Below are 23,287 nucleotides of genomic sequence, written 5' to 3' on the forward strand. Positions count from 1 at the left end.
ATATTACCAGGGTAAGGAATAGATGGAGAAAAGTCAGAAAATAGGAAGAACAATGGTACAGAAACAACATATAGGCTATAAGGGACATATACTTACCGGTATTTTTTCAGTGTTACTGCTTGCTGGGTATGCCCAGGAGCAGGGTAAGCAAACTGGCGAAAAGAAGCCGCCTGCTGAACAAAAGACCGGTACCCAATCATCAGTTTTAGATTCCATAGAGATCGTACGTGACTACCGTCCCATGCTTGCCGATGCCGTCAAGATCCGCCGGAGTCCGAGCATGAAGATCGAACGAAAAGATCTTGAGAACGAATTGCGGCAGGTCGTTGCTAGCATCTATCTTGATATGAATGATTTTAGACGGCCTTTTCATAGTCCATTGCCCGATAGATACCCCAACGCTCCCCGAAATAATATCGATAATAACCGGATTGGTATCATGGCATACCATGCCGGCGAGTACGAAAGAGCTGCCTCCATTCTGAAGAAAGTCGCCCCATCCGATGCTTTTTACCAGAGCTCAATCATTGCATTAGGCAAGATTGCCCAAGAAACGGGAGACAGGCAAGGTGCACGGGCAGCATTTTCCAAAGCTTCACAAATGGATTTCGATCAGGAGTTGAAAGCAGATGCCCTTTATAACTACGCCAAAATCTTAGGCGAGTTGGATTCGATCCAGGCTGCCGTGGCACCCCTTCGAGAATATCTCGAGCTCAAGTACGCAAATATTGATCTGCAAGCAGATCGAAATGAGAACAGCGAAACACGCACCGCCGAAATCCTGTCCGGTGGCAGTAATTTCGAGACCGCTGTCTATTTGTTGGAGTCATTTCCCAATAGAAAACAAAAAGCCGATGCGGTTTATCAAAAGATAACCTATTATCGGGGATTAGAGTTCTATAACGAACGTGCCTTTGAAAACAGTATATCCATGTTGATGCGGGCAGAAAAATTACCGATTGATATGGAAATGGCTGCACTGGCGACCTATTGGAAAGCAGAGGCCATGTACGAAGTACGTAAATACAGCGAAGCGGTCGACAACTTTTCCAGATTCCTCAGTCTGCCCGCCGCACGGAACACCGATGTTTACAATTATGCCAACTATGCTTTGGCCTATTCGGCTTTCCGTATTCACAGGTATAGCATGGCAGCCCAGTATTTTGAACGCTTTTTGGCCACAGCCGAAAGTTCTTTAGACAAAAATATACAGTATGATGTGATCGCCCGTTTAGGAGATTCCTATTTGGCGACCCGAAATTATCAGCGGGCCAACCAATACTATGACCGGCTCATCAACAGCAGAGCACCCAACCAGGATTACGCCTTGTTCCAGCACGGCATTATCCAGGGCTTACAGGGCGACAACGAAGCCAAACTCAACACCCTGCGTTCCGTCGTCGAAAAATTTCCGACCTCAGACTATGCCGACGACGTTGCATTCGAGATACCCTATGTCTATTTCCTGGCAGGCAATTACGAGGATGCTATCAAAGGATTGGAAAAGATGATCAAAAAATACCCGCGCAGCAGCTATGTGCCCAGGGCACTGTTGACCATTGGTCTTGTCCAGTACAATCAGGATAACTCCGAGGCCGCAATGGCCACTTTCCAGAAAGTGGTGACCGGATACAGCACAACCAGAGAAGCCGCACAAGCCATGCGATCCATTGAAAACATCTATCTGGATCAAGGCGATGCGACCAGCTATATACAGTACGCCCTCAGTAACAATATCACCGACCTGAGTCCCGCAGAGCAGGACAATCTCGCATTCAAGGCATGCCAGACCCTATTTTCAAGAGGCCAGTATGGTCCTGCTGTAGAGGCAATCAATGCTTATTTCGATAAATTTCCTAAGCCCAGACAAGAAAAGCATGCCCGCTATATCCGAGGCGTCAGTTTATATCATACAGGTCACCCGAGAGAAGCATTGAAGGATCTCAACGTTATCCTTAACGACTGGACAAGCCCGTATACCGAACAGACGCTTCTTACTGCCGCTGCCCTGTACCTGGGTTTGAAGGAATACAACGAGGCCATCGTACACCTCAAGAAACTCGAGCTCAATACAGATTATAAAGCTAACTACGGTTATGCCGTTACCAATCTGATGATCTGTTATTTCCAGATCGGTGACTTAAAGCAGATGGATAAGTACGTCAAACTGGTGAAAAATTATGATCAGGCATCCGATGAAGAGATTGCGACAGCACACCTGTATACCGCAAAGGCACTGTTACAGCAGGGGAATAAAGAGTCTGCACTCAAGGAATTGAATCTGGCAGCCTTAAAAAGCCAATCTGCAGCCAGCGCCGAAGCAAGGTATAGCGTAGGGCAGATGCAGTACGATAACAAAGAGTACGACAAAGCCCAAAAGTCCGCCTTTGATGTAATCGAGAATATGGATTCCCATGATTACTGGGTCGCTAAGAGTTTTATCCTCCTTGCCGACACCTATGCACGTAAAGGCAATGCTACCCAGGCCAAGAGCACATTAGAAAGCATACTAGAGAATTATGAAGGCGATGATGATGTCATTCCTTTGGCCAAGCAGCGTTTACAGCAACTGAAGAAAAAGTAAGGAATTAAAATAGGATAATCACTTCGTTTTCCCGGTATCCTCCCTAAAACCATAGGGCTATAAAACCGGGAAAAGGTCAGTTCTATAGTCCACTTTTATGGGAGAACTTACAAATATAGCGTCTTTGCTTTTTCGTGCGTTTTCTTGCTGATTTCGATTATTATTCGTAATCTTACTGCAGTAATTATATTGATAATCAGATGCGGTCGCTAAACAACTGCTCTGATTTAAGATATCACATACCAGTAACCTAATAGTATTATGCTCCGTTTCCTTTGGATTATTTTTCTGTATTTACCCACCGCTGCTTTATTCGCCCAGAGCGGATCGGTTTATGTAATCGGTGTGGTAGTCAATCAGGAAGCACAACCGATACCTTCTGCTACCATAACAGGATCATCGGTAGGCGCTCCAAAAGATGTCCAGACCAGCACAGATCATCGCGGTAGGTTTACCCTTCACTGCCCATCCGTAGGACCATATCAGTTCACCGTTAGGTCCGTAGGTTACCAGGTTTACAGAACAGATTTTAATCTGACAGCTGCAGCCGATTTAGATACCATTACACTTGTCCCTATTGCCCGTGCATTAGAAGAGGTTGAAGTCAAAGGAAAACCCAGAGTCCTGGAGATAAACGGTGGTACCATCACCTACAACGTCGATCGCACAATAGGAGGCCAAGATGTTTCCGCTTTAGAAGCTCTCAAGAAAGCCCCCGGTGTACATGTTGAAAACGAAACTAATATTACCCTCAATGGCAAATCAGGTGTGCAGATACTTTTAGATGGTAAGCAGACCTACCTGTCGGGCAAGGAGCTTACCGACCTTTTGAAGTCCATATCTTCCAATACCATTAAATCCATTGAGGTCATCAATAGTCCCACCGCCAGGTTTGAAGCCACAGGAGCTGCAGGTATTATCAATATTATTACCAAAAGAAATCAGATAAAAGGCGTCAGTGGCAGTATGACGACCGGCTTAGCCTACGGTGTCAGTGCAAAGCAGATGCAGCAGATGAGTATCAGTTACCGACGCGACAGGTGGAATATATACGGGAACTACAACCATACACTGGGCAATTATAACTACGAATACGGAACCAATAGAAAGCAGAACGGCCGGTCCTACGACAGCCATACCGACGATATCGATAAGCGGCAGAAGATGTCCGGTCAGGTCGGAGCCGATTATGCCATCGATGCGAAGAATACAATAGGTTTTCTGGCCAATGGCAACTTTATTTTCGGCGGAGGCATCACCGATACCAAGACCGACATCAGTATACTTCCTTCCTCCGAAGTTGATCATTCCCTCGACGCCATAAATGACTACTACGGACAGGGTACCAGCAGGTACAATTTCAATCTGAACTATAAGTATGAAGATACACTAGGTCATGTACTGAACATTGATGCTGATTACGGTTTATTTGACAAGTGGAATAAGAACCTTCAGTCTAATACCTACAGAGATAGGCATGGAGCAGTCATGAGCGATAGCCTGTACCGTACACTCAATGGGATTGATATTGATCTAAAAGGAGCCAAGATAGACTACTCCGCCAATCTCTGGGGCGGAAAGTTTGAAACAGGGGCAAAGTATTCCGCTATCAGCTCCGCCAATGACTCCAGATTTTACCATGTCATCAGACAAACCGACAGTCTGGACAATAGGCGTACCAATGATTTTCACTATGACGAGCGGATTTTTGGAGCCTATGTAGATTACAGACGCACCCTGCACAAATGGTCTTTTCAGACCGGCTTGCGTATGGAGCTGTCCAATTCCACAGGCCGACTATTGTTTATGGAGCGCAATCAGAAGCAGGATAGCGAGATAAAACGTAATTTCAGAAACCTATTCCCTTTCTTTTCCGTCAGTCTGAAACCCTCCACAGACCACAACATCTCCCTGTCTTATGCCAAGAGAATAGAAAGACCGGCTTATCAGGACCTCAATCCGTTCGTTTACCTATTGGACGAACTCTCCTTTTGGCAGGGCAATCCATTTTTAAATCCGGAGCTTACCCAGCGTTTTACCCTGTTGTATTCCAGAAAGAGTACCACTGTCATCTCACTCAGCTATGCCTACACCGACCAGTTCAATGCTCGGGTAACAGACACCGTAGATACAGAAAAGATCGTCATGATCAACAAGAATATCGGCACACAGAAGCATTGGTCCTTATCGCTTACCCAAAACCTGAGACCGGTGACCTGGTGGGATATCACCTTCAATGGTTTGGCTTACCACATTCACAATAACGTATCTTTCGATCAATATAGAAATCTTAATTTAAAACAGCTGGCCGGACGCGTCAATTTGCAACAGACATTTCAGTTACCTTCCAAGTTCAGGGCCGAACTGACTGCTGTCTACAATACAAGGCGCCTGAGCGGTGCCAATACCTTCAGTAGAGCTTACGGTCAGGTCGATATTGCCATTCAAAAAAGCCTCCTCCAGGACAGAGCGTCGTTGCGGTTGGCTGTTAGCGATATCTATAAAGGGAACATAAGCCGGTATACCCAGGATTTTCCGGGTTTCGAATCCCAGAGCTATGGCTATTATGAATCAAGACAGGCTAGGCTGAGTTTTACATATCGTTTCACAAAAGGCGCCTCCAAAGACCAGCGCGCTCGAAAATCAGCATTGGAGAGCGAAAGCGGAAGGATTAAATAGTTTTTAACACGTTATCTTCTTCTCCGGCCAAATTGAAAATCAAACGATTAATAAAGTAGAATGTCTCTTTCAAAATAGTATTTTTATTAAAACATTGGAAGAATTATCTGTAAAAGAACCTTCTGGAGTAGAGTACCCGACAACTTCCTTCTAGATCGAGCAGGAGAGATTGTGGCCCGAAAGTTAGGGGGAGAAGCTTTGCAGGCGACCTTGAAAGATCTCGCCGCTAGAGACTCTCAGTAAATGTTACCTCACGGTTTAAGATGATTAGTTCCCTGTTTTTATCTCGCTCTTCTGTCATTGGATAGAATACAACTGCATAGCTATTATCCTGAGTCTTGTTAATACTCGAAATAACTAAGTTGTCCTGTTTTAGCTTCAGAACTTCTGCTGTCAACAGGTTTTTATAACCTTTTTCTCCTTTACCGTAAAATATTTCTAGTAATACACCATTCTTCGTGGTGAGCCAACCATTGCCAAATTCCCCATTAAACCTCGTGACAAAAGTATCCTCTGCTATTTTAACAGGTAGCCAGGTATTAAAAAACGGGTCCTTTATATCAATAAGATCCATGCGCGAATTTTCACCATTTTCATCTATCTTTTCAATACTGATTTTTCCTTTTTCTTGAGCAAGTAGATAGGAACTTTTGTCAAAAGATAAACTCAGGATCTGCAAAAAGGATTTTGAACCGGTTTTAAATCTCCGTTGCCTGATTTCATTACCTTTCTCATCTATTTGCCTGTGTAGCCAACTATTTCCATCTTTTGTAAGCAAATGGATTTCGTTGTTTTCAATAAAGATCTTGTTATTTCTTGGAAGCTGTACTTTAATATTATGCTTCTTTTTTATCACAGCGTTCTTAAATTCGATCGCCAGCATTTTGTCCGGTTTGGTATCAGACCAAAAATCAACATCATAAAAAATCGAAAACTGGTTTGAAACTCCGATAAATTCACCCACAAAAGGTCTATTTCCTTTCGGTAAATCTATGTTTTCCCTATTGAAAACAGGGATGCTGATTTCCAGCTCTTTGTCAGAATGGTATGGGACAAGTGAAATATAATTTTCTCCGTCTGGATTTAAAAACTGTGTAGGAAGAATTCCATCATCTTCCACAAAACTTTCTATTGTGCCATCTGTACCAACAATCGTGTAAACCAAATTATAAGCCCCATTCTCTTTGTATACATAATTAGTCAAAAGGCTTTTTGCACCAAAGGAAATACTGTCTTTAGCAGATACTTCGACTTCCGTAAGCAACGTAGTTATTACTCCCAGGTTTGTCTTTTCGACCGTTGTCTCAAATGTATCTATCTTATCAATGTTTTTCATTTTAATCGAGCAATATGTTTCTAATGTAATCAATTATGCATGGTATAGCATACTTTTTATTGCACTCAAGCTCTAGCTCTTCTCCATCAGTATGGTCTTCTTTTCCCACATTTTATTAAGTAAAATGGATAGTTTTCAGTTACTTCAGTTATTTCCAGAAGTTCTGAATTACCAAATTCTTGTTCAATGGTTTGTCTATCATAAAAGAATATTTTGACTCCGCCAAACATTTCGAAACGGTCTTTGCTTAACAGTTTTCCTTTTCCATAAGTTTGAGCGTCCTTCGTAATTGCTGTAAAAACCATTACGCCGTCTTCGGTTAGCTGGTTAAAACAGTCTTGGATCAGCTTTGCCCTTTCGTCCTTATTTAACAGGTAAATCAATCCGTAGCAAAATATTCCGTCATACAACTGGTTATCAAAAGGCATATCTGTAACCGAGCCATGATAAATTGTCAATTGGCTTCCAAAATGTTTTTGAGCCAGATCAATAGCTGTCTGCGAGATCTCAATACCCGTGACAGTCATTCCGCTCTCCATAAAAATTTGTGCATTACGGCCATAGCCGATTCCAGGAATGAGAACATTCTTCACTTTATGTTCAAGAAAAAGATCCTTTGTCAGAATGGTAGATTTTGCAGGTTCTAAGCCCCACATTTCTTGTTTGTCTTTAAATGCTTCCTCCCAAAATTCTGTCATAGTCGTTTTGTTATATGCAGGGTATGATGTTGATCACTCTGCTGGACATGCCGCCCCTCTATCAACTTATTACAGTCCAGCTGATGACTAGACAATATTACTTTATTTTTTTAGACTTTTGTCTTCTGATTCAATATGAGCCAGCAGGGAATATAATGGTAACCGCTATACCTTTTCCTATTTTGTTCTCAAAATATATAATACCCCCTATACGTTTGAATAGATCTTTACAAAGAGAAATTCCAAGACCGCTACCATTACTACCTGTCATTTTCCTGCGTTCCCAGCTTTTTCCATGGTTAAGGTTCTGAATAGCATGATCTGCTAACTCTTCACTTTCATTCAGTATAACGACACCACATTCTCCACTTTCTTTTTTAACGTGATCCACCGAAATAACACCGTTAGGCCGACCATATTTAATGGCGTTGCTGATCACATTTCTAACAACAAAAGTAAAAATAGGTTCGTTGATATTTAAATATGAGTTTTGATCAATATTATTAATAACTGTTTTTCCTTGCTTCTTAATATCATAACTGAACTGATTGAGCAATTTATCGATCTCCGTATTCAAGTTTAAGGTAGCTTTGTTTTCAATACTATCCCGTAGCTGGGATTCCGTCCACAGTAATACTTCATCGAGCATAATTCTGGACTTCTCAACCTCTTGTCTTAGGGTTTCAAAAAATGCTTCTAACTCCTGTCTTCCCATCAAACACAAGCTTTCCAACTTTAATAATGATTCCATTGATGCAAAAGGAGCTCTTAGGTCATGAGAAGCTATAGATAATACTTTAGTCTTGAAATTCTCCGCGGCTTTAAGTTCCTCAACATAATTTTTGATATCTAATGACTGTTTAACGAGTTCAGAATTTGCTTCTTCCAGCTTTATCTTTTCAGTTTTCAAAACCCTATTCTTTTTTACCAATTGATAGGCCAAAATGAATATTATTGTTTTACTCACGACAATTCCAGCGAGCAGAATATTGATTATAGTTTCGGATTCCAAGGCAGTTACTAAAATAGTTTGATGTATAATTTGAACCCCAAATTTAGATAAAAACTGTGACCGAAAGACAATTAATGTCATAAAGAAGTTATTCCCTACTTTTCGGATATCCAGTATTTCCTTATCATCACTCATCCAATCTTTTCTTACAATTAATGGGCTGGTATAATTTCTAATTACGAATGTCAAATTAATTAAGCTTGTGGAATTCCTTAGAGCCAATTCAATCCGTTAGAACTTTTCAATCCAGTACTTCTTCATAGATCAATACATTGTCATGCTTTGACACGCTAATCGTTACGAGCGTCGATTTGATACCGTTCTCATTCGGTTTATAAATGACATAGATATAACGATCATCCAACATATAGTATAACATTAAGGAGACCAAAGTCCGACAGATATTTGTGTATTTCATAGAATTACCTATCTTAGAATATCATATAAGAAAAATATCTAATCTATAAATTATGTGTCATCATCGACTTATAGTGATTGCATTACTGTTGTTTTTTTCCGTAAGAGCATCTTCTCAGTCCTTTTCAAACAAAGATTTAAATACGCTTATCGATACTATGAAACAGCATGACATTATCGGTCTGGGGGAGGCCGAACATTTTCGTCAAGGTTATTACAAGTCAAAGGTAGAACTGATAAAGCATTTTGTAAAACAAAATGTCATAGATATTATTGCCTTAGAGGCTTCAATGAGCGTAACTGACCTCCTCAATAGCTACATTCACGGTAAGGTAGAGCTGGACCCCAAGAGTGTTTTAGCTTCTCTAAATGAACCCTATTCTTTGCAAGGTGCCGGTTTTTTGGATGCTGTAGAGATATTAGACCTGTTGGAGTGGTTAAAACAGCATAACGCAGGTAACGACCAGAGTGTAAAGCTTGTTGGTATAGATTTTCAGAACTATTCTATTCCATTATCCAAATTAGAAAAATACATTGGTGATGACCTCAGCATGTTGGAAGAAACTCAAGAGACTCAAAAATTGATAGATAAAAGCCTTCGCTCGATTCTCGACAGTGGTCCTGAGGTAACAATGACTCCCGAATGGCTCCATGATTTTAGAAAGGCGAAGTATAATGTACAAACGTTAAAAGGGCAGATCGCCAACAAAGAAAACGCTGTTTTTTTTCGAGAATTAGAGCAGTTTACAACCTTATGGGACGATCCCACTTTTCCAAGAGATTCTATGATGTATGAAAATCTCAAGCAGCATCTTTCTCCTGGTTTACGCGTGATTGTATGGGCCCATAATTTTCATATTGAAAATGATCCAGCATTTGTGGGATATAAGAAGCTCGGGGTCTTTCTGAAGGAAAACCATCCAGATAGATATTTAATAATTGGCGTTTCAGATTCCGAGCGTGATAGTAATTCTCCTGCTATCAATATCCACTCACCGGATGCTAAATATGATATGATGATTAGCGTGGATAAAGGAAGCAAATGTGAGCGATTATTACCAGATTAGATAATTGAATATTTTGCATCAATTTGAAGCTATACTAGCTTATTTTACAAAAACGCTGTCTGATTGATAAAATCCCTTACGAATGCTTTTTTTTCAGCATCTGGTAATCTGATGTCCAGCATAAACGTAAGGTTACCCGTCTTTCCTCCCTTGGCATGCATGACGATAAAACATGTCCCTCTCGACTTCCTAAAAAAGTAACCAGCATCCAGATCAGATCTTTTGATAATCTCCTGTACATATACGTCCTCCTCCTCATCAACTAGAGAAATTGAAAGCAGATTGTCTAGTGATTCCTCAATCGGCACAGTAGAATAATCCGACCTACCATACTTAAAAACAAGCAATCCTTTCTGTTGCTCAGGTTCTCCTTCATGATAATATATCTCGTAATAAAAAGAGTTTCCAGGCATTGGACGCACAGGTGTAGGGAACTTCCTCGGGAACGAATTTATCTGCTCATATATACTGTCCTGGAGCTTTGCTATTCTGGCATAATCTCCTGTGATTGAGCTTTGGTCTTTCAGATGAGGATTGGATATTTTCTGGTTGACAAAGATGTAAGAGCCGTCTTGAGCCTCTGCTATATTCATTCCCAGAATGAGTAATATTGAAAAGAAGATTTGTCTCATAATGCTTTATTAGTAAAATATTAATCCTGGCACGGGCGGATGTCCGTACAAACTCCCCGTACGCTATCGGTATAAATTAGGTCAAGGCATTCCTTACAAAGGAGCGCCCGTCTGCAGAGCTCACCTTATTTAATAAGCGAAGAGCGATTGTCAATATTGAGTTTTTCAAAGATAATCTTTAGATGATACTTCACCGTATTCTCAGAAATAAAAAGAGTATTCCCTATTTCCTTATTCGTTTTTCCTTCTCTGATCAGATTTATAATTTCAATATGCCGCCTTTTAAGGTCATATTTCTCCAGATTCAACAGTCCGTTATCATCTTCTTCACGATGTTCCTTTCTATTGACATACGACTCAAGCCGAGCTCGCATATGCACGACCTCGTTTTCCATTAACACTCTTCGCTGCTTATTCGACTTCAAAAGCTTAAAGAGAAGAAACAACAAAGCAGATAATAATACAATGACACCCGTTAGTGCAATTGTCATATATTTTCTATTCTTTAACGTTATATCATTCCTTTGCTGCTGCAGTTCTTTCTCTAAATCATTTAGCTTGCCGCTGCGATTAGCCGCGTCATACTTTCTGCGCTGTTTTGTTACTTCAAGTTGAGCTAAATAAGCGTCTTTATAATTGCCGTTGTCTGCGTAAAAATAGATAATAGTCTCTAGCATAGTAATCTTATAAAGATCGATGCCAAACTGTTCAGCATAGGACATTCCTTTCTCATAAGCGGCAATCGCTTTATCCTGCTGCCCCATTAAATTGTAAAGTTCTACTTTTACTTTATACACTATCGGAAGATGCTTGGGATTCTCTTTCTCCAGAAGCATAATACAATAGTCATAAATAGTATTTGCAACAGAATAATTGCCCTTATGCATTTCCAGATGACCCATAATACATTCATAAAAAGCACGGGTCTCGCCATCAATATGTTTTAATTTTTCGGGTGTGACCTGTTCTAGAAGCGCAGTAAATTCATCATTTCTTTTAGTATCAAAATAAATAAAGAGCTTTTCAATAAGGACACGGCTGCTTGCTGCTTCTGCAAAGTCAGTTTTTTGACCTGATTTCTCCGCAAGATCTAAATTGATAAGTGCGCCCGTATAATTGTAAAGACTTTTATACGTTAATGACCGCAGCAAGTAGGCATGAAATAAGTCCTGAGCAGTAGAGCTAGAGTTGCCTATTATTCTATCAAGCACTAAAATAGACTGCTCATGTTGGTTTTTATCATTGAGACCTAAAATCTCCACCTTTAAAGAGTCGGAATTGATTTTTTGCGCGAATCCAACAGTAGTAACAAAGAAAGCCATGTAGACACATAGAAGCCTGCAGAAATTAAACATAAAGAACTAAATGACTTGATTAATATGATTTTTAATTAAGATAGGTTAAAATGCAAATATAAGTAAGATTCATTATTGGTAGAGTATTAATTTATAATCTTTCGCTAAATACTACGCTGAGGCAATAATCTTCCGTAATGAAGTCTGTAAACTCATTGTTCGTCGGCACTATCAAAGGTTTACAGCACGTACATGCCTATTTATATTACAATTAACAATACCAAAGCTAATACCGGCAGTATCACTAATTTTCTCTTCATAAATTCTTCGATAAATTTTCATCTATAATTCAAGCACATCATTTACTCTACATTTCCAGACGTATAGCCATTTTGCTCAAACCACTTTCAACTATTGGAGGTCCTGCCAATTTTTCTACTACAACGGCAGAAGTCTTCGATCTTTCGGCACTCTTTTGCACGCTCGGACAATCTGGCTTTCTGTAAAACGTCTCTTTTTATTTTATTAATCCATCAGAAGTTCTCAATCCAGTATCTCTTCATACATCAATAAATTGTCATGCTTTGATACACTAATTGTTACGAGCGTCGGTGTGATTCCCTTTCCATTCGGTTGATAGACCGTATAAATATAACGATCCTCCAGCTTATAGTTTACCTTCAGCGTATCACCTTCATACCTGTCCTCTACCAATTCTGGCAGATATAGGTCGGTGCCTCTATCATAGCTACTCCATGCTCTTTGATTGATGAATGACCGTTTATCTCTGTCCGAAATAGAAAGCTTCAACGAATGACTATAATCGTTAAATCCACCACTTGTATTAGATAGAATTTCAAAGTCATCCTGCAACACAATGTTATGCTTACTTAATAACTCATTCGCGTCAGATTTCGAGAAAAAAGAGTCCTCAAAAACGAAGAATATAGCCCCAGACAATACCATTAGTACCAGGATTGAAGAAACAATAGCCCCGGCTACTTTATGCCCCGTTTTCTTTAGTATCCAATAGATGCCAAATATGATCAGGCCTAATAAAGTGATAAAAGGCGCGAATATTATAAGGTGAAAAAAGAAAGCATCTATCATATTTAATGTTAGTTCACGCCTCTAATATACTCATTCTTTTATCGTTCATAAATAGGAGGGGCGAACTATCCCTCTTTCCCCACCTTGTAACCGATTTTATCACGTTCAGGTAGGGGAGGCTTATCTAGTTTATTCTCCAGACGATCGATATATTCAAATACAAGGTCTATGTTTTTGCCCTGCGAATCCTGCTTCTTGGAGAGCTTTTCCATGGCGAGCCGCATATCCGCAAGCTCTAGATGTATCTGTGTCGTATCATTCAAGAACTGCCTCATTTTGGTAAAGATTCGCATGATCTGAATATTGATAGCTATAGCTAACTCGCTATTTAAGACACTAGATAACATCAGGACACCATGTTCTGTGAAAACAAAAGGTGAATATGTCCGTCCTCCTCTGCCTTTTTTTGAGGTCGCAATTTGCGACCTCAAAACTTCAAGCTCTTTATCATCAAGCTGAAACATAAAATCTGCTGGAAATCGAGAAGAATTTCTTCGGACTTGCTCATTCAATCTCTTAGTTTCCACTCCATAAAGCTCGGCGAGATCTCTGTCTAACATGACTTTCTGCCCACGAAAGACATATATCCTATTCATCAATACCTCATCTGCGAGGTTCGTATCTACTGTGTTTTCAGCATGCTGTTCCATAATCTAGCTGTTTGGTTATGACCAAGATAAGGATAAAAAATTATTTAAGCTAAAAATATTAGTAATTTTAAGATTATCTATTTATGTATTATCACAATCCACCTCCTCCTTCGGTATCCGCTTCATCTTAAGCAGCAAGCCGCAGACAGCGCTAGCAATAATATAATAGGAACCTATAGGCAAGATAAGCCCAGAGTCCAGCAGATACAGTGTCAGGCAAATACCTATCGTAGTCCACAAAATTACGATCAGCTTTACCCATATCGTCTTTAGTGTAGACCGCTCCGCAATATGGTAGACAAAAAGATAAAGTAATAGCGTTGGTAGGGAGAGCATCATACCTGCCTGTAAAGCCTCCGGAAACATTTCGAATAATCCAATAGTTTTATCACGATGGATTATTCCCATATCCTTTATAATCTGCGACAGAATAGGAGCCAATACCAATGTAACGATCCAATATTTAAATATATATCCCCAGTCCAATTTTATAAAACTTTAGTTATCCGCAGATACATCACTAGCCTTTGATACTTCTCTTTCGTTGCTCTTACTATTCAATAGGTAATATATAAAGATCGAAAACACAAAATTTAAGAACCAGGCAAGTAACTCTGCTTTTTTAGGAGCAGTGATATCATAACCTCCCATCGTCAAATAGGCAATAGGTGTGATCAGTGTTAGCGCAAAACCAGTTGCTATAAGTTGCAGTTTGCTGTTGTGCTTAATTAACAGCTTTCCCAATCGAACAATAGGATAGTACACCCCTAAACTCACCACGATAGGTATTATATTATAAAATAATGAAGCCTGTATCATCTCTAGGAAACTTATGCTTGTAGCATTTGGAAACGATGATACAATCTCAGGGAGAAATGTCTCATTGGTCAGATTATACTTCATTATCTTCAGGTAGAAAAGCAGAAAAGAAAGATCCTTGATAAGGATATGTATAGGAAACCAGTTCATATTTTATATCTTAGCTCCATAGACTCTTTACAGTCCAATGCTTTTCAATCCGTCTACAACATCCGGATAGACCTGTGGTATGTTTAGATTTCCGATTTTCATACGACCTATATCTGTAATACCCGCATGAGATATACCTTTTGTCGTCTTTACATGCTCAAATTTTTCACCCCACCTAGTGTTTTCCAAAGTTACCATTCCATCATTCTCGCCAGCGGTTCTTCTTAGATATTTAAAGCTCAGAGCATAGAATAAATCATCTTGGGGGATGTTCATTGTTGACGCCATACTTTGATAGAATACCTTATTGCTATCTTGATTCTCCGTGTTAAAACGCAACATATTACTTGTGCTCAGATTCTGGATTAGTTCTATTGGGTTGGGAGAGTTGCCTCCAAAAAGAAAAGCAATCTTCTGAATAAGCTTTCTTGTAATCGAATCCTCTGAAAGATACCTTTCGAGAAAAAAATCAGCGATCGGAGTCCCTAGGTGCGGAGTAGATACAGTAGTCAGAGATGCGATAATATTCTCTTCGTTAAGTTGTGAGATCATATAACGGGCATCTATGCCTCCTTTAGAGTGAGCTATTAGATTGAATTTTTCCACATCGTCTCTCTCTGCTATTTCTTGGAGAGTCGATTTAAGCATTTTAGCATTGTCGGTTACAGCGCCCCATGCATCAGTGTTTCCATAATAAAAGGGAATATTGTTCTCTGAAAATGTTTTCGGAATTCGGCCCTAGAACAAGCTGTTATCTCTAGCTGCTGTTCCATGGATTAATACTATAGGAAATTTTAATTTTAGATTTTCCATTTTCGGTATGTTATCGCCCCATTTTTTGATAGCTGTAGTCCCTACAATAGTTCATGACCCTAATATATCCAATATTTTGTTGTATCACAACAGCGAATTTTGGTTATTTTTGATTTTTAAAGGGTAGAACTTATTATGAAATTTGAAGACCTATATTGGCATGATTCCATCATCAAAAACATAGCGATAGATCGAGCAAATCCGGGATATCAGGATACGACTATTTTTGACGATAACCTCATCCCAATCTTCTTTAATTATATGACTGTTATTATGAATTATTCATTGAAAATTTTGTCTTTTTTGCTTTTCGTTTTATTTGGAGGCTGTCATCCGAAGCAAGGAAGCCCGTTATCTGATAGGATTAATATCCAGATTGAATTAACCCATTGGCTTACCTTTGATTACAGATCAAGTACATTGAAGTTAGAATTCCGACCAGATGATATATTGATTGATACCATCCGCTTTTCCGTTAATGAAGCTAATCTGATAAAAAACACTTTTGAAAAAAATCGTATCGGATTTGTAAGCGGAGAGCACTGGATAGGGCAACCAAAAATGTTTCCTACTGACCAGGTGAAAATGATAATTTATGAAGATGCCGTTGTAAAATCTATCTTTCATTGTACACACAATTATACTGGAAGAAATACGCTAGAAAAAGAAATTGCACCTTTGAGTAATATTTTGCTTAATATCATATACGCCAAGGAAGCGTATAAGAAGATGGGAATAGAGTCTGCGGCTCGGCAGGAAAAATATGGTGATTTTCTTTATTGAAAGCACCATCAGAGTATTGTCTCTTCAAATCCGCTTTCAGAGCCTAACTCTATTCTATATCATATAAAATTTAGTCTAGGAAAGCGGGCTTCGTTATTAGCACAAGAGTTATCCTTCCCTGTCATTGGGTGGGATAGGAATCTACCATAGCCTATCCCGATATAACTACAAAGTCCGAATAGCAAGACAAATTGCTAATGAAATCTATTTGTTCTCTAGTATTTTTAATAATCGATGATTTAAGTACAACTTCTCCTTGCCAACTCTTACAGATTGGATGATTCCGTTTTCTTCAAGTGCAATCAGGTAATTACCAACGGTTTTAGCCGTTCCTAAATTCTCATTGATTAAGTTCTGACGTTTTGTATATGGCAGTTTAAATAAAATCTCGACCAAATCTTTCGAATATATTTTTGGAAGTTTAGTTTTGATCTCCGTAGACATCTCTTCGATTGCATTAGTGATTAAGGTTAGACGTTCCAATCCTTTTAATGCGGTCTGCTCTATCATGTCAAGCATATATAGAATATAATCTTCCCAATTTTCATTTTCTGTAACTCCCCGAAGTTTAATATAATAATCCCTTTTATTTTGTATAATATATTCACTTAAGTAAATAGCAGGGATTTCTAAAAGGCCAGAGAGTTTTAGATATAATAAAATTAATATCCTTCCAGTTCTTCCGTTCCCATCTATAAATGGGTGGATAGCTTCAAACTGATAGTGTAACAATGCCATCTTAATCAGTGGGTCAATTTCATTTTCCGCATTTATAAACTTTTCAATATTGGTCATTTTTTCTCTAATAACAACTTCCCCACTAGGAGGTGTGTATATTGTTTCCCCTTGTTGATTACGTAGGCTTGTTCCGGGCGTTGTTCTTATAGAAGCATTGTTTCGTTTTATGCATTGAACAATTTTGATGCAAAGATTAGTTGTAATAAATGGTTTTGTTTTGAGCTCTTCTAAGCCTAACCAAAGCGCTTCTTTATAACTTAAAACCTCTTTTGTCGATGTGTTCTCGATCTTCTTTTCAGCGATAAAAGACTGGTATAACTCATCATTTGTTGTAATTATATTCTCAACTTCCGAACTCGCCTTTGCCTCTTGTAGGTATATCGTGTCGAGAAATAAAGTAGGATTTGGCAAATTTAAAAGCGTCCCGTTCAATTGTGCCAGTGCACGACCTGCGGTAATAGTTTTCCGTAATACAGCTTTAGTCTCTATCTCTATTTTGGGAGGCAGTATAGGAAGATCATTATATGGTATTTGTTTGTCAAATTTTCTCATATTTCTCAAGTGTAAATATTACCACAGTTTATTTTACGAGTGTAAAAATAGTTAAAAATTACCTTTGTTTTGTTATTGAGTGTAAAAAATACCCTTGTTATCTTCGTCGTGCTATCGTTGATCCCGACAGACTCTTTTCCGTGATACCGCTTGCTTTCACAAAAGCGGTAAAATCCTTGCGGCTACTCTTTTATATTAAGTTTGATCGCCTGTAAAATTGAAATTTAATGACAAGGCCCTGTTAAATAAAAATATACAGAATGATTGCTTAATGTGAGGAGAGCTTTCTCAAGTATTAAAAAGGCATCTTCACCAATACCGCCTTAGGGAGGATTACAGGCATCAATGTTCAGTGATGCTAAAACTGCTTATACCAATTGGATTAATCAGATTACAAATAATGGAACTATTTATCCTAATTTAGCAGGAAATACAAATTTTGTAAATGACTATAAACAGCATCTTGGAGCGTTCAAGAAGTACAGGCATATTGACTATTCCTCAACCAATATAGTACCTTCACTGGGACCTGAAGCTTTAAAGAAAATTTTTAGTGGGAATATAGGTACAGATTGTTCAAATTAAAACTTAACAGAAATGAATAATAATATTGTTGCAGTAGTGTTTTTTGCTTTTTTACTGGTTGTATCTGGGTTATTATCTGCACAAGAAAAAAACATAAAGGAAGGCATCTGGACCATAAATAATGTCGTTTATAGAGTCGGAGCTCCCAATAATTACGGTTCTACTGCTGTATATCGACGCGATAAGCCAATACTGAAACCCAATAGGGAAATAGTGGACAATATTCCTCTTGACTATATAAATGTTAAAGTAACCAATGAAAGTGAGTACATAAGTAGAGTAAAGACATTATTGGGGAAAAGGAAAATTGAAGCATTGAACAATACCAAAGAAAGACTTATGTTAACGTTTTATTTCGCACCAGACGGAAAAATACTTGATTTAACTTTTGGTGTAAAGACAGGTACATTGCTTACACTCGATGAGATCGCATCAATAGACAGAGATTTGCGTGATCAATATAGAGCGACATTCAGTAGTATCAATAACGGCCACAAGCATCTATACTGGATAGCTATAAATGGAGAAATAGATTTCGGAAAATAATTTTGGCCTCCTGATAGGAGATTTGTGGTATTTTGGACCTGTTTGATGTTCTCAATTTTGTGTTTATTATACCACCATTGGTAGATAGTGTTATCTCTTGGCTGTTATATAGGTCAATGTCAATAGGAGGGTAGTAAACAGGCGTGCTTCTGTACTTATGTAAAACCCCACAAGATTACATCATTAAATAAAAGAGAATTTCAGGATTTAGAACATGAAGAAATATTTAAAGTCGGGTATTGCAGCTTTTATCCTTATAGCTCTAGCATCTTGTCTACAGTCTCAGCCGACTGATTCCCAAGACCACGTTGTAGCAATAGATTCTACAGCATTCCCAATATCCGCACAACAGCAGGGAGCCTATTTTTTGTTGACGAGCAGCGAAGACAAGCTGTCTTTAAATAAATATCAAGAAGATAAGATCGTTTCTCTGGGACAATATGACATCAACATCAATTCCATCTACACAAGTGACGGGCAGTCTCGGGTTGCTGTTTTGGATACCACGAGCAACCGCGTTCGTTTATACGATATCGAACTTGCTTCCGACACCACCTTACGTATCCCATATCACCTTAATCCTAAATGTATATTGATAAACGGTGATTATCTTTTTGTAGGAGGAGGCCTGGTGGATGAAATGCTCATCGGTTACCATTTGGAAAGCAAAAAATGGTTTAAGCTGGATATTCCCGATCATATGAGATACCGCGGAAAGGAAATTGACGACCTAATATTAAACGGAGACCAACTGATAGCTATAGACAATATAATCTTGCCAAAATATGTGTTGTTTTATATATTAGAAGAAGGTGCCCAGGTAAGCCTCATCGATACTAAGCTTCTTAAGAGCAATGGACCTTACGAAAGTATTAAGAAAGGTCGGTTGTCCGCCAAATATTTCGGTTTAATGTCGGACACTGAAAGTGGATATACTGGATTGCATAGCCATATCACCATTTATAAAGGAATAGGAATGAAAGAAGCTTTCTCCGTATCTACATCAGGGCGAGACAGGTTGGGGTACCTTGAGATCAATGACTTTGTCATTGTTGGTAATACTGCATGGATTGCTTACAAAGGAAAAGGCTTAGGCAAGTTACCTATCAACGATAGTTGGTTTGTTAAAGATGAAGAAGAAGGAGAAATGGTCTCGGATATCGCGATAGTCGACATCAGCAATGTTCAATTCGAACAATTCGCCGACCAAGAGATAGAACATATAACACAGATACCCAATACCCAGAAGATTGTTCTGACCCTTAACAAAAATGGGGTAAATAAGAGACAGTACCTAATCAAGGAATAAATAGAGGAAAATTCATGTTTTGAATAACCGATAGTAGCCCTCATATACGAACGATGAAAAATAAGCATATATTCCTATTCATTTCAATAATAATAGTCTTGTTACAGCCCCCCTCCCTCATTACATTTATGAGAAGGGCGGGAAAACCTGTTCCGTTCCTTACCATGGTAGCAAAGAGATAGGGAAGGTGGGCATCTTCACCAATGCCGCTTTAGAGAAGATTACAGGCATCAATCAGCGTCAATTGCAACAACTCATCAGGATTGAAAAAGCCCCGTCAGCCGCAGCTTAAGAAGATAGAAGAGGGGCTTCATCGTCTGACAGCAGAGCTACAGGCTGTGGAGTTGATATAAAACCAAATAATACGTTAGGCATCTTTAACTAACCACCCCCCCTCAAATAAGCGCCGGAGAGATGTTGCCCCGTGTTGCATAGCAGCGGTAAATTATGTAAGTTTAGCTGTCGAAAACAACGGATTGATCATTATGAAATATCCATGTAGCAGTAACTACACAAACATCAATGAATGTAATTTAGATATTCCATTCCGATAAACCGACGCAAGGAGCTCGTCGGAGACAATCGGAACAAGTTAATCGCCGTTAAAAAACATACCGAGTGAAACGAGCTCATTTATACAAATGAAAATAGACACTCATAAATAATTAAATACATATGAATAAAGTTTCCATTCGTTTTTTTGATGACCGTGAGGTACGTGCTATTTGGGACGATCAGCAAAGTAAATGGTGGTTTTCGGTATTGGATATCGTAGCAGTACTGACCGATCAGGACGACTATGCCAAGACCCGAAATTATTGGAAATACCTCAAAGCGAAGTTAAAGAAAGAGAACAATCAGTTGGTTAGTGCCACTACCCAACTGAAGTTATTAGCGGCAGATGGCAAACTTTATAAATCAGATGTATTAGACTACGATGGTATTATAGCATTGGGCAAGACCTTTCCCGCAGTGAAAGCAAACCGATTTATAGAGTGGTTCACCTACAGTGACGAGTCCATCGATGGCAAAAGTAAAAATAAAGCCTACGCTTTATTCGAAAGCTCCTTTATCGATAGTATAGAAGTCGGCACTATCAAAGGTCTACAGCAGGTACATGCCTATTTATTCGGCGGTCTATATGATTTTGCAGGACAGATCCGTACCAAGAATATTGCTAAGGGTGGATTTCAGTTCGCAATGGCACAGTTTCTATCAGGCACTTTAAAAAGTATAGATGACATGGCTGAGCATACATTCGATCAAATCGTTGACAAGTACATAGAAATGAACATTCCTCACCCATTTATGGAAGGCAATGGACGAAGTACCCGCATATGGTTAGATCTTATGTTCAAACGAGAATTGAAAAAATGTGTAGATTGGAGTAAGATTGCTAAAAGTGATTATCATCATGCGATGGTAAGGAGTGTGACAGACAGTCGACCTTTAAAAGTAGCTTTGCAAAGTGCGCTCACAGACGATATTTACAGCCGAGAGATGTTTATGAAGGGAATTGACTATTCCTATTATTATGAAGAGAATTAATGATGTTAAGCTCTATTTGGTATAATTGGTTCTGCAAATTAGTACTATTCAAAACTGTAGTTTCATCCCAACTGGCTATATTCAAAACCAAATAATTTCAGGAGATCACAGGCCTCCGTATCGAAGAAATAGAACACCTGAAATAGATACCCTCAGGATCATAAATACAAAAAAGCTGAACACTACGTTCAGCTTTTTATGTTATGCTGCCTAGCATCCTCACGATAGCCTATTAGTCAGGATTCCCCCCGCAGCTAGCTGTCGGTTGAGTCCAGAGCCATCTTTCTAATCCCCATTACCGCAGAATCCGTTTACAAAACCCCAGTCCAGCACCGAGCTGTCCTCTTTCAGTATCCCCAGGTAGATCCCATCTTTCAGTCCCCCCTCATGTATAGATATTTTACAGCATGCAACCAGATTTAGAAAAACTGTATAGCTATTTCAGGACGGCCCACTAAAATATTAATTCCGAATACTGTTCTCGATGTAACAAATATTTGCTAAATCTGTTACAGCATAAGGTTGCTCTAACGATGTTGCCAACAACGGCCGCCACCAACTACTACACGCTTGCAGTAGCCACCAGTCTTATTTTTAGCTCCGCATACCGATGAGGTAGGAGTAGTGCTTCCACCATTATTTCCCCCTCCATTCGAGGAGCCTCCGGACCCATTGTTTTGTCGAGCGCCATAACTGCCCGTTCCATTCGCTTTTTGAGTATTGTAAGTTATAATAGCAGTATTGTAACCGATGTCACCAAATACCACCTCCCGATCTTTCAGGATATAGGCCTGGATGGTCTGTTTGTCGCTCAGGGTTGTTTTTATTTCCAGTTTTAGCTCAAAAGTAATTTTGCTATCGAATCTGTATTCCCATTTACCACGGTTGTTCTTTATCGTTTTGGTATTGTTCGCTTTATCGATATATGAAATCTCACAAAAATCACATTCTACTTCATAAGCATATTCTTCATATTCCTCCACAGGCGCCTCTTCTTTTTTGCTGCACGAAGACAGAAAAACAGCTCCTGCCAATAGAGGTAACCAATACGAGCGCATGGTTTGTAATGTTTGCTTTGATAAAATCATGATTTCTATACTTTAATAATTTGTCGCGAAACTAAACAAACCGATCACAGGTATATTACGGATTCCCGTAATACACATCTTATTAATCACAGATGATAGACTACTGTCCGATATAGAGTGCTATTTGCAACTACCCTACATACTGATTAACTTTAGCAAAATTTTTTACGCAAAGACTAACAGTTAACCCTAGGAATGATACCGCATGTTGATATCGATGAAAAAGAACTTCTCCTCCAGCTTCGGAACGGGGATGCATTAGCTTTCGAGTCACTTTATCTACGATATGCCGACAAACTGAGTGCTCAACTATTCCGCTTACTCAAATCCTGGAATGAGGTCGAAGAAGCTTTGCAGCAGCTCTTTGTCAAGGTCTGGGAAAACAGAGAAAATATTGATCCAGGAAGGTCATTTCAGGCTTATCTATACAAGATATCCAGCAATATCGCTGTCGATTACTACCGAAAGCTGTCCAAGGATAAAGAACTTTCCAAGAGTTTGCTCCGACAAATCTCGCTATTATACCATCCTGATAATCTTACAGCACAGATACAGGCCGATGAAGAGCTGATGCGTACCATTGATAAGCTTCCGCCACAACGCAAAGCCGTTTTTAAACTCTGCAAACTTGAAGGAAAAAGTTATGCCGAGGTAAGCCGCATACTTTCCATCTCTGAAGCGACTATAGGTGACCATATCGCAAAAGCCAATAGATTTATCTACAATAATTATGATAAGTCTATCTTTATGCTATCTCTTATCTATGCAACTTCTCTTTTAGATTGATTTTATTGTTTCTGTATATCAGTTTGTTATGTTTTTTATGTTCTTTTTTTAAAAATAGAGCAATAGGTTTTACGAGCAACAGCGTATTAC

At 39.1% G+C, this 23,287-nt stretch carries 21 protein-coding genes; 8 read left to right on the plus strand and 13 right to left on the minus strand.

Annotation, left to right across the window (positions count from 1 at the left end):
• Nucleotides 1-52 precede the first annotated feature (52 nt).
• Together JKG64_RS01665 and JKG64_RS01670 are read left to right on the plus strand one after the other, a co-directional pair.
• Nucleotides 53-2,584, plus strand: a complete 2,532-nt coding sequence (locus JKG64_RS01665) for a tetratricopeptide repeat protein (protein WP_210352604.1) — start codon at nucleotides 53-55, stop codon at nucleotides 2,582-2,584.
• A gap of 261 nt (nucleotides 2,585-2,845) precedes the next feature.
• The gene (locus tag JKG64_RS01670) at nucleotides 2,846-5,263 is read left to right on the plus strand and encodes a TonB-dependent receptor (protein WP_210352605.1); all 2,418 of its coding nucleotides are present in this window, start codon (nucleotides 2,846-2,848) and stop codon (nucleotides 5,261-5,263) included.
• Nucleotides 5,264-5,489: 226 nt separating this feature from the next.
• Here the strand turns inward: JKG64_RS01670 and JKG64_RS01675 are convergent, their stop codons facing one another.
• The 4 genes from JKG64_RS01675 to JKG64_RS01690 all read right to left on the minus strand — a co-directional run bounded on the left by JKG64_RS01675 (nucleotide 5,490) and on the right by JKG64_RS01690 (nucleotide 8,727).
• Complete coding sequence (locus JKG64_RS01675; RefSeq protein ID WP_210352606.1) at nucleotides 5,490-6,599, minus strand: hypothetical protein; 1,110 nt, start codon at nucleotides 6,597-6,599, stop codon at nucleotides 5,490-5,492.
• An 86-nt stretch (nucleotides 6,600-6,685) separates the two neighbouring features.
• Nucleotides 6,686-7,297, minus strand: a complete 612-nt coding sequence (locus JKG64_RS01680; protein ID WP_210352607.1) for a class I SAM-dependent methyltransferase — start codon at nucleotides 7,295-7,297, stop codon at nucleotides 6,686-6,688.
• A gap of 130 nt (nucleotides 7,298-7,427) precedes the next feature.
• Nucleotides 7,428-8,444 carry a sensor histidine kinase gene (locus JKG64_RS01685; protein ID WP_210352608.1) on the minus strand — a complete coding sequence of 339 codons (1,017 nt, stop codon included), beginning with the start codon at nucleotides 8,442-8,444 and terminating at the stop codon, nucleotides 7,428-7,430.
• A gap of 106 nt (nucleotides 8,445-8,550) precedes the next feature.
• On the minus strand, nucleotides 8,551-8,727 hold the full coding sequence (locus JKG64_RS01690; protein WP_210352609.1) for a hypothetical protein: 177 nt from the start codon (nucleotides 8,725-8,727) through the stop codon (nucleotides 8,551-8,553).
• 157 nt (nucleotides 8,728-8,884) lie between these two features.
• On the opposite strand from JKG64_RS01690, the gene JKG64_RS01695 reads away from it, so the two are divergent.
• Complete coding sequence (locus JKG64_RS01695; RefSeq protein WP_210352610.1) at nucleotides 8,885-9,793, plus strand: erythromycin esterase family protein; 909 nt, start codon at nucleotides 8,885-8,887, stop codon at nucleotides 9,791-9,793.
• 44 nt (nucleotides 9,794-9,837) lie between these two features.
• Here the strand turns inward: JKG64_RS01695 and JKG64_RS01700 are convergent, their stop codons facing one another.
• The 7 genes from JKG64_RS01700 to JKG64_RS01730 form a co-directional block, all read right to left on the minus strand.
• Nucleotides 9,838-10,425: a hypothetical protein gene (locus JKG64_RS01700; RefSeq protein ID WP_210352611.1), complete on the minus strand. Its 588-nt coding sequence runs from the start codon at nucleotides 10,423-10,425 to the stop codon at nucleotides 9,838-9,840.
• 125 nt (nucleotides 10,426-10,550) lie between these two features.
• A complete protein-coding gene (locus tag JKG64_RS01705; RefSeq protein ID WP_210352612.1) occupies nucleotides 10,551-11,747 on the minus strand; it encodes a helix-turn-helix transcriptional regulator in 1,197 nt (398 codons plus the stop codon).
• A gap of 516 nt (nucleotides 11,748-12,263) precedes the next feature.
• Entirely contained in the window at nucleotides 12,264-12,830 is a 567-nt protein-coding gene (locus JKG64_RS01710; protein ID WP_210352613.1) for a hypothetical protein, read from the minus strand.
• A 65-nt stretch (nucleotides 12,831-12,895) separates the two neighbouring features.
• The gene (locus tag JKG64_RS01715; protein WP_246512456.1) at nucleotides 12,896-13,480 is read right to left on the minus strand and encodes an ORF6N domain-containing protein; all 585 of its coding nucleotides are present in this window, start codon (nucleotides 13,478-13,480) and stop codon (nucleotides 12,896-12,898) included.
• Between the two features lie 81 nt (nucleotides 13,481-13,561).
• Nucleotides 13,562-13,966, minus strand: coding sequence for a hypothetical protein (locus JKG64_RS01720; protein WP_210352614.1), 405 nt, complete (start codon nucleotides 13,964-13,966; stop codon nucleotides 13,562-13,564).
• Nucleotides 13,967-13,978: 12 nt separating this feature from the next.
• Entirely contained in the window at nucleotides 13,979-14,449 is a 471-nt protein-coding gene (locus tag JKG64_RS01725; RefSeq protein ID WP_210352615.1) for a hypothetical protein, read from the minus strand.
• Nucleotides 14,450-14,476: 27 nt separating this feature from the next.
• Nucleotides 14,477-15,181 carry an alpha/beta hydrolase gene (locus JKG64_RS01730; protein ID WP_317195841.1) on the minus strand — a complete coding sequence of 235 codons (705 nt, stop codon included), beginning with the start codon at nucleotides 15,179-15,181 and terminating at the stop codon, nucleotides 14,477-14,479.
• 216 nt (nucleotides 15,182-15,397) lie between these two features.
• Here JKG64_RS01730 and JKG64_RS01735 point away from each other — a divergent pair, with 216 nt between their 5' ends.
• On the plus strand, nucleotides 15,398-16,045 hold the full coding sequence (locus tag JKG64_RS01735; protein WP_210352617.1) for a hypothetical protein: 648 nt from the start codon (nucleotides 15,398-15,400) through the stop codon (nucleotides 16,043-16,045).
• Nucleotides 16,046-16,249: 204 nt separating this feature from the next.
• Here the strand turns inward: JKG64_RS01735 and JKG64_RS01740 are convergent, their stop codons facing one another.
• Nucleotides 16,250-17,335, minus strand: coding sequence for a Fic family protein (locus tag JKG64_RS01740; RefSeq protein WP_210352618.1), 1,086 nt, complete (start codon nucleotides 17,333-17,335; stop codon nucleotides 16,250-16,252).
• Nucleotides 17,336-17,932: 597 nt separating this feature from the next.
• Between JKG64_RS01740 and JKG64_RS01745 the strand changes: the two genes are divergently transcribed.
• From JKG64_RS01745 to fic, 3 genes are all read left to right on the plus strand, one after another.
• Nucleotides 17,933-18,466 carry a hypothetical protein gene (locus JKG64_RS01745; RefSeq protein ID WP_210352619.1) on the plus strand — a complete coding sequence of 178 codons (534 nt, stop codon included), beginning with the start codon at nucleotides 17,933-17,935 and terminating at the stop codon, nucleotides 18,464-18,466.
• A gap of 214 nt (nucleotides 18,467-18,680) precedes the next feature.
• The gene (locus JKG64_RS01750) at nucleotides 18,681-19,775 is read left to right on the plus strand and encodes a hypothetical protein (RefSeq protein ID WP_210352620.1); all 1,095 of its coding nucleotides are present in this window, start codon (nucleotides 18,681-18,683) and stop codon (nucleotides 19,773-19,775) included.
• A 675-nt stretch (nucleotides 19,776-20,450) separates the two neighbouring features.
• Nucleotides 20,451-21,323, plus strand: a complete 873-nt coding sequence (fic, locus tag JKG64_RS01755) for a protein adenylyltransferase Fic (RefSeq protein WP_210352621.1) — start codon at nucleotides 20,451-20,453, stop codon at nucleotides 21,321-21,323.
• A gap of 527 nt (nucleotides 21,324-21,850) precedes the next feature.
• Here fic and JKG64_RS01760 read toward each other — a convergent pair.
• Complete coding sequence (locus tag JKG64_RS01760; RefSeq protein WP_210352622.1) at nucleotides 21,851-22,411, minus strand: hypothetical protein; 561 nt, start codon at nucleotides 22,409-22,411, stop codon at nucleotides 21,851-21,853.
• Nucleotides 22,412-22,606: 195 nt separating this feature from the next.
• Between JKG64_RS01760 and JKG64_RS01765 the strand changes: the two genes are divergently transcribed.
• Nucleotides 22,607-23,197, plus strand: coding sequence for an RNA polymerase sigma factor (locus tag JKG64_RS01765; protein ID WP_210352623.1), 591 nt, complete (start codon nucleotides 22,607-22,609; stop codon nucleotides 23,195-23,197).
• Nucleotides 23,198-23,287: the final 90 nt, after the last annotated feature.

Source organism: Sphingobacterium tabacisoli (assembly GCF_017908035.1).
In the GTDB taxonomy this organism is placed as follows: Bacteria; Bacteroidota; Bacteroidia; order Sphingobacteriales; family Sphingobacteriaceae; genus Sphingobacterium; species Sphingobacterium tabacisoli.